This window comes from Cellulomonas jepli (assembly GCF_047229345.1).
Lineage (GTDB): Bacteria > Actinomycetota > Actinomycetes > Actinomycetales > Cellulomonadaceae > Cellulomonas_A.
This window is the reverse complement of the sequence record NZ_JBFTER010000157.1, coordinates 1-6,972: the sequence shown is the minus strand read 5'-3', so window position 1 is coordinate 6,972 and position 6,972 is coordinate 1. Positions and strand designations below refer to the sequence as shown.

6 protein-coding genes are annotated in these 6,972 nt (G+C 75.3%); 2 read left to right on the top strand and 4 right to left on the bottom strand.

Features of this window, described 5'->3' with window-relative positions; genetic code table 11:
* Nucleotides 1-1,951, bottom strand: a 1,951-nt coding sequence (locus AB6N24_RS22190) for a phosphoenolpyruvate carboxykinase (GTP) (RefSeq protein WP_412871530.1), incomplete at its 3' end; no start/stop codon positions are given.
* Nucleotides 1,952-2,104: 153 nt separating this feature from the next.
* On the opposite strand from AB6N24_RS22190, the gene AB6N24_RS22185 reads away from it, so the two are divergent.
* Complete coding sequence (locus AB6N24_RS22185; protein ID WP_412871529.1) at nucleotides 2,105-3,634, top strand: helix-turn-helix domain-containing protein; 1,530 nt, start codon at nucleotides 2,105-2,107, stop codon at nucleotides 3,632-3,634.
* A gap of 197 nt (nucleotides 3,635-3,831) precedes the next feature.
* Nucleotides 3,832-4,266, top strand: coding sequence for a peptidoglycan-binding domain-containing protein (locus AB6N24_RS22180; RefSeq protein WP_412871528.1), 435 nt, complete (start codon nucleotides 3,832-3,834; stop codon nucleotides 4,264-4,266).
* Between the two features lie 118 nt (nucleotides 4,267-4,384).
* Here AB6N24_RS22180 and AB6N24_RS22175 read toward each other — a convergent pair whose 3' ends face one another.
* From AB6N24_RS22175 to AB6N24_RS22165, 3 genes are all read right to left on the bottom strand, one after another.
* On the bottom strand, nucleotides 4,385-5,575 hold the full coding sequence (locus tag AB6N24_RS22175; RefSeq protein ID WP_412871527.1) for an RNA polymerase sigma factor: 1,191 nt from the start codon (nucleotides 5,573-5,575) through the stop codon (nucleotides 4,385-4,387).
* A 56-nt stretch (nucleotides 5,576-5,631) separates the two neighbouring features.
* The gene (locus AB6N24_RS22170) at nucleotides 5,632-6,075 is read right to left on the bottom strand and encodes a YciI family protein (RefSeq protein ID WP_412871526.1); all 444 of its coding nucleotides are present in this window, start codon (nucleotides 6,073-6,075) and stop codon (nucleotides 5,632-5,634) included.
* Nucleotides 6,076-6,160: 85 nt separating this feature from the next.
* The gene (locus AB6N24_RS22165; protein ID WP_412871525.1) at nucleotides 6,161-6,775 is read right to left on the bottom strand and encodes a maleylpyruvate isomerase N-terminal domain-containing protein; all 615 of its coding nucleotides are present in this window, start codon (nucleotides 6,773-6,775) and stop codon (nucleotides 6,161-6,163) included.
* Between the last annotated feature and the right edge of the window lie 197 nt (nucleotides 6,776-6,972).

Sequence of the window (6,972 nt, the reverse complement as noted above, 5' to 3'; positions counted from 1 at the left end):
AGACCGTGCCGAGCCGCGCGCGCAGCGTCGCGAGCTCCTCGGTGAGCCGCTCGGGCAGGTGCGTGCCGAACCGGGCGAAGAACTCCTCGGTCAGGTCGCACTCGGCGAGCCACGAGGCGGCGTCGACGCGGAACAGCTCACCGAGGTCCTCGGCCGGCACGTCGAGCCCCCGGAGGTCGAGCGCGCCGGGGGTCACGGCCGGGTCGGCGCCCGCGGCGGGCAGCAGCCCCACCGGGGAGTCGACGACGCCGGCGGCGTCCGCGTGGTCGCCCGCGACCCGACCGAGCACCCACGCGAGCACGCGGGAGTTCTCCCCGAAGCCGGGCCACAGCCACCGGCCGTCCTCCCCCTTGCGGAACCAGTTGACCTGGAAGACGGCCGGGAGCGGCACGCCGCGCGCCTCGAGCTCGGCGCCGAGCCGGAGCCAGTGGCCCCAGTGGTCGGCCATGTTGTAGCCGCAGAACGGCAGCATCGCGAACGGGTCGCGGCGCAGCGCCCCGACGGTGCCCTCGGCGGCGGCGGTCTGCTCCGAGGAGATCGTCGCGCCCATGAACACCCCGTGCGCCCAGTCCCGCGCCTGCGCGACGAGCGGGACGTTGCTCGCCCGCCGGCCGCCGAACAGGATCGCGTCGATCGGGACGCCCGCGGGCGAGTCCCAGTCGTCGGCGATGGTCGGGCAGCGGTCGGCGGCGACGGTGAACCGCGAGTTCGGGTGCGCGGCGGTCGTGCCGTGCTCCGGCGTCCAGTCGTTCCCGCGCCAGTCGGTCAGGTGGGCGGGCGGGGTGTCGGTCAGGCCCTCCCACCACACGTCGCCGTCGTCGGTCAGCGCGACGTTCGTGAAGATCACGTCGGAGCGCAGCGTCTCGATCGCCGTCGGGTTGGTCGCGGGACCGGTGCCGGGGGCGACGCCGAAGAACCCGGCCTCGGGGTTGATCGCGCGCAGCCGCCCGTCGGTGCCGGAGCCGCCGGGGCGCATCCACGCGATGTCGTCGCCGATGGTCTCGACCGTCCAGCCGGGCAGCGTCGGGCGCAGCATCGCGAGGTTCGTCTTGCCGCACGCCGAGGGGAACGCGGCGGCGACGTGGAAGACGCGCTGCGCGGGGTCGGTCACGCGCAGGATCAGCATGTGCTCGGCGAGCCAGCCCTCGTCGCGTGCCATGACCGAGGCGATGCGCAGGGCGAAGCACTTCTTGCCGAGCAGCGCGTTGCCGCCGTACCCGGAGCCGAACGACCAGATCTCGCGCGTCTCGGGGAAGTGCGAGATGTACTTCGTCCGGTTGCACGGCCACGGCACGTCCGCCACGCGCTCGCCGTCGCGGCCCACGAGCGGCGCCCCGACCGAGTGGATCGCGGGCACGAAGTCGCCGTCGGCGCCGAGCAGGTCGAGGACCGGGGTGCCGACGCGCGTCATGACCTGCATGCTGACGACGACGTACGGCGAGTCGGTGACCTGGACGCCGAGCTGGGAGATCGGTCCGCCGAGCGGGCCCATCGAGAACGGGACGACGTACATCGTGCGGCCGCGCATCGACCCGGCGAACGCTCCGCGCAGCTCGGCGCGCATCGCGGTGGGCTGGCGCCAGTTGTTCGTCGGGCCCGCGTCCTCCTCGCGCAGCGAGCAGATGAACGTGCGGTCCTCGACGCGCGCGACGTCGTCGGGGTCCGAGCGCGCGAGGTAGCTGTCCGGGCGCAGCTCGGGGTTCAGCGGGACCAGGGTGCCGGCCGCGACCATCCCGTCGACGAGCCGCTGCTTCTGCTCGGCGGACCCGTCGACCCAGACGACGTCGTCGGGCTCGGTGAGGTCGGCGATCCGCTGCACCCAGGCGCGCAGCCGCCAGTGCGTCGTCGGAGCGGTGACGTCGGCCAGGCGACCGCGGGCTGCCGTGGCACCGGCCGGGCGGGTGTCGGGGCGGACGGCGGTTCGGGCGTCGGGGCGGTCGATGACGGTCATGGGCGGGACCTCCTGCTGCGGGTGGCTCGGGCGGTGCGGACGGCTGGGCGGGCGGCGACGGCGACGACCTCCCTTCCACCCTGGACCTGGCCCCGCCGAGTTTCGCCGCCTGGGGACTGTCAAGAACTGCAGATCTTTCGTTACCGTCAAGCCATGACCCCCGACGACGTGGGACCGACCGCCGAGGACCGTCCGCTGCCCCCAGGAGCCCCCGGCGCGGACCCCGCCGCCCCGGCCCGCCGGCGGTCCGCGGGCAGCGACCTCCTGACGCTCGGCCGCCGGATCCGGCACTTCCGCACGAGCCGGGGCCTCACGCTCGACCAGCTCGCGCAGGCGACCGGCGCCGCCCCGAGCCAGCTCTCGCTCGTCGAGAACGGCCACCGCGAGCCCCGCCTCTCGCTCCTGCAGGCACTGGCGACCGCGCTGCACGTCGAGGTCGCCGAGCTCCTGGCCCCCGAGCCGCCGAGCCGGCGCGCCGCGCTCGAGATCGCCCTCGACCGCGCGCAGCGCTCGCACCTGTACTCCGGCCTCGGCCTGCCGTCCGTCCGCCCGAGCCGCGGCATGCCCGTCGAGGCGCTCGAGGCCCTCGTCGGGCTGCACGCCGAGCTCGCCCGCCGCGAGAGCGAGTCGATCGCGACGCCCGAGGAGGCCCGCCGCGCCAACACCGAGCTGCGGCTGTGGATGCAGGAGCGCGACAACCACCTGCCCGAGATCGAGCGCGTCGGCGAGGACCTGGCCCGCAGGGCGGGGTACACCGTCGGTGCCCTCACGCACCGGGCCGTCGCACGCATGGCCGAGCAGCTCGGCTTCCAGATCCTGCACGTCGACGACCTGCCGCACTCGACCCGCACCGTGACCGACCTCGCGAGCGGACGCATCTACCTGCCGCCCGCGTCGATCCCCGGCGGTCACGGGCTGCGCTCGCTCGCGCTCCAGGCGATCGGGCACCGGGTCCTCGGCCACGACCGGCCGGTCTCCTACGCCGACTTCCTGCGGCAGCGCATGGAGATCAACTACTTCGCCGCGTCGTGCCTCATGCCACGCAGCGCCGCGCTCGAGTTCCTGGGCGCCGCCAAGCGCGCCAAGGACCTCGCGATCGAGGACTTCCGCGACGCGTTCGGCGTCACGCACGAGGCCGCGGCGCACCGGTTCACGAACCTCGCGACGAGCGAGCTCGGGCTGCCCGTGCACTTCCTGCGCGTGGGCGACGACGGCGCGCTGACCCGCGGGTACGAGAACGACGGCATCACGTTCCCGACCGACCCGACCGGCGCGATCGAGGGCCAGCCCGTGTGCCGGCGCTGGGCCGCGCGCGGGTCGCTCATGCGCCGCGACCGCACGACCGAGTACCACCAGTACACCGACACGCCGCAGGGCACGTACTGGTGCACCTCGCAGACCGGAGCGTCGGAGTCCGGCGAGTTCTCGATCACCGTCGGCGTCCCGTTCGCGCACGCGTCCTGGTTCCGCGGCCGGGACACCGCGCTGCGCACGCAGTCGCGCTGCCCCGACCCGTCGTGCTGCCGGCGGCCCGACGCCGAGCTGAGCCGCCGGTGGCGCTCGGCGTCCTGGCCGTCCGCGAAGCTGCACGCGCAGGTGCTCGCCCCGCTCCCCCAGGGCACCTTCCCGGGAGTGGACGACGCCGAGGTGTACGCGTTCCTGGAGCGGCACGCGGCGCGGTGAGGCCGCCGGGCCGGCACGGCGCACCTGCCACCACCCGGGCGGAGGGCCCGGCCCGGCAAACACTGTTGTGACCCGAAGTCACAATGTCGGTCAAATCGGGTGCACGAAACACCCCAAAAGCGCGCGTACGCCGTGGTAGAAAGTCTGCGACGCCGGGGTCCCGGCGTCCTCACGCCAGACCAATGGGGGTCATTTCCGTGCACCAGCTCCGCCGCACCGCCACCGCGCTCCTCGCCGTCACCGCCCTCCTCGGGGGAGGCGTGGCCACCGCGACCTCCGCGAGCGCCGCCCTCGCGCAGTGCAACAACCACGACATCCGCGAGGGCAACCTCGGCGTCCCGGCCTACGTGAGCGGGTCCACGATCGTGCGCAGCTGCTACCTGCAGTCGGGCTCGCGCAACTACGCCGTGCAGCTGCTGCAGGACGCGCTGCGGAACTGCTACGGCCAGGGCATCGCCGTCGACGGCTCCTTCGGCCCCGCGACCCGCGCCGCGCTCGTCAACGTCCAGCGCCACCACGGCATCGCGGCCGACGGCTCGTTCGGCCCGCAGACGCGCAACACGATCAACTTCGCCGGCTACGCGAACGGCAGCGGCGCGCTCTTCTGCCTGCCCGCACGCACGAAGGCCTGAGCCGCAGCGGTGCGCCTCGGGCCCGTCGGCACCGGGGCGCACCGCGCGCAGGCACCCACCGGCCGTCAGCCGGCCACCGGGGACGAGCGGCCACCGTCTCGCCCGAGCACGTCGTCCCCTACCGCGGGCCCCGCGCGCCGCCCTCGCCCGCCCCGGTCGCGCGCCCGAGCTCCGCGACCTTCGCCGTGAGGTGGCGCTGCTCCGGCAGGTTCGTCGCGAGCGCCGCGGCGCGCCGGTAGTGCGGGAGCGCCGACGCGGCGTCCCCGGCGAGCTCGTGCAGGTACCCGCGGACGGCGTCGAGCCGGTGGGTCGACGGGAGCCGGTCGTCGAGGCCCGCGAGCAGCGCGAGCCCGGCCTGCGGACCGTCGACCATCGCCGCCGCGACGGCCCGGTTGAGCGTGACGACCGGGTTGCCCGTGAGCCGCTCGAGGGCGCCGTAGAGAGCGAGGATCCGCGGCCAGTCCGTCGCGTCCGCGCTCGGCGCCCGGTCGTGCTCCGCCGCGACCGCCGCCTGGAGCGCGTACTCGCCGGCCGGCCCGAGGCGCAGTGCCCGGTCCAGCAGTGCGAGCCCCTCCTCGACCGCCGCCGCGTCCCACCGTGACCGGTCCTGCAGCGGCAGCGGCACCGGGTCGCCCGCGTCGTCGGTCCGCGCGGGCCGCCGTGCGTCGACGAGGAGCATGAGGGCGAGGAGCCCGGCCGCCTCACCGTCACCCGGCCTGGCCCGGTGGACGAGCCGCGCGAGACGGATCGCCTCGTCGCTCAGCTCGACACGGTGCAGGTCCGCGCCGCGGGTCGTCGTGTACCCCTCGTTGAAGACGAGGTAGAGCACGTGCAGCACGCTGCGCAGGCGCTCCGGCAGCGCGTCGGACGCCGGTATCGCGAACGTCGCGCCCGCTGCCCGGACCGTCTGCTTCGCGCGGCTGATGCGCTGCGCCATCGTCGCCTCGGGGACGCCGAACGCGTGCGCGACCTCGGCCGTCGTCAGCCCGCCGACCGCACGCAGCGTCAGCGCGATGGCCGATGCGGGGGTCAGGGACGGGTGGCAGCACAGCAGCAGCACCGTGAGGGTGTCGTCCTCGCCGCTCGGCCGGGCGCCGGCGGGCTCGTGCTGCGCGGCGAGGAGCTCCCGACGGCGGCGCGACGCCTCGGCGCGCACGTGGTCGACGAGCCGGCGCGTCGCCACCTGCAGCAGCCACCCGCGCGGGTTGTCCGGGACCCCGTCGCGCGGCCAGTGCGTCGCCGCCGCCAGGAGCGCCTCCTGCACCGCGTCCTCGGCGGCGTCGAAGTCGTGGCTGCGGCGGGCGAGCACGCCGAGGACCTGCGGCGCGAGCGCGCGCAGCAGGTCCTCGACGTCCGGGGCCAGGTTCAGCGATCGCCGCCGGCCGTCTCGAGGAAGGCCCGCATCTCGTCGACGCCCGACGGTCCCTCGTCCATGACCTGCCGGACGTGGACGGGCTGCTGCGTCGGACGCCCGCCCTGCCCGGGCACCGCCGAGACGCGTGCGGCGATCTCGATCGCCCGCTCCTCCGACGCGACGTCGACGATCTGGTAGCCCGCGACCCACTCCTTGAACTCCTGGAACGGCCCGTCCGTCACGACCGGCGCGCGCCGCCCGTCCGACGTCACGATCTTCGCGAGGTCCGGCCCCGTGAGGATCGTGGCCTCCACGAGCTCGCCGTTCGCGACGAGCTCCTCGTTGAGGAGGCGGTAGTGCTCCAGGTGGGCCGCGATCTCCTCGGGGGTCCACTCGGACATCGGCGTCTCGTCGGCGCCGGCCTGGAAGTTGACCGCCAGCAGGTACCGGGTCATGTCGTCACCCTCTCCTCGTCGTGGTGCCCAGCGTGGCACCGTCACCCCCAGGACGGAGCCGGCCGCGGGTTCTCGACACGGACGGTCAGACCACCGAGAACCCCGGCGGGAGCGGGCCCCGGCCCGTCGTCGCGAGGAGCAGCGGAGCGGCGGCCCCGTCCTCGACCGCGAGCGCCGTCACCAGGCCCAGGGTCTGGCGCGCGGCGGACGCGGGCACGTCGGCGGGCACGCCGAGCGCCGCGGCGAGGTCGGTGGTGTGCACGGTGAGCTCGAAGGTCCGGGTCGGGAGGTAGTCGGCGAGCCGCATCCCGCCCGCGATCGACGTGAGCAGCTCGGTGCCGTCGCACCTGCGGACGAGCGCACCGACCCGGGCGGCGATCTCCCCGACCGCCGACGCGGGGTCGTCGCCGAGAGCCGTCCCCGCGGCGCGCCCGCGGTCCGCGACCCCCGGCCCGGCGGCGATCTCCCGCGTGACCCGGTAGTACGCGACGGCCGACTCGACCTCGACGGCCTCCGCCGGCTTCGCGAGGTACTCCTCGACGGTGAGGAACGAGCGGCTCGTGTGCCCGACGAGCGCGCGCACGTCCCACTCCCCCAGGCCGGGCTCGCCCCAGCGGTCACCCACCTGCCCGACCGTCCGCACGAACCAGTCCGCGGCGTCCGCGAACGCCTCGCGGGACTCCTCCCAGCGCAGCTCCATGCCGCGAAGGCTAGACGGCTCCGGGTGCGCGGTCACGCGCCCGGAGCCGTCCTCGCCCGGTCAGACGCCGGCGCTGCTCGGCGTGGCGGTCGCGCCGTCCGGCGTGGCGGTCGCGCCGTCCGGCGTGGCGGTCGCGCCGTCCGGCGTGGCGGTCGCGGCCGACGGCGGGGTGGCGGGGGCCGGGGCTGTCTAGTATA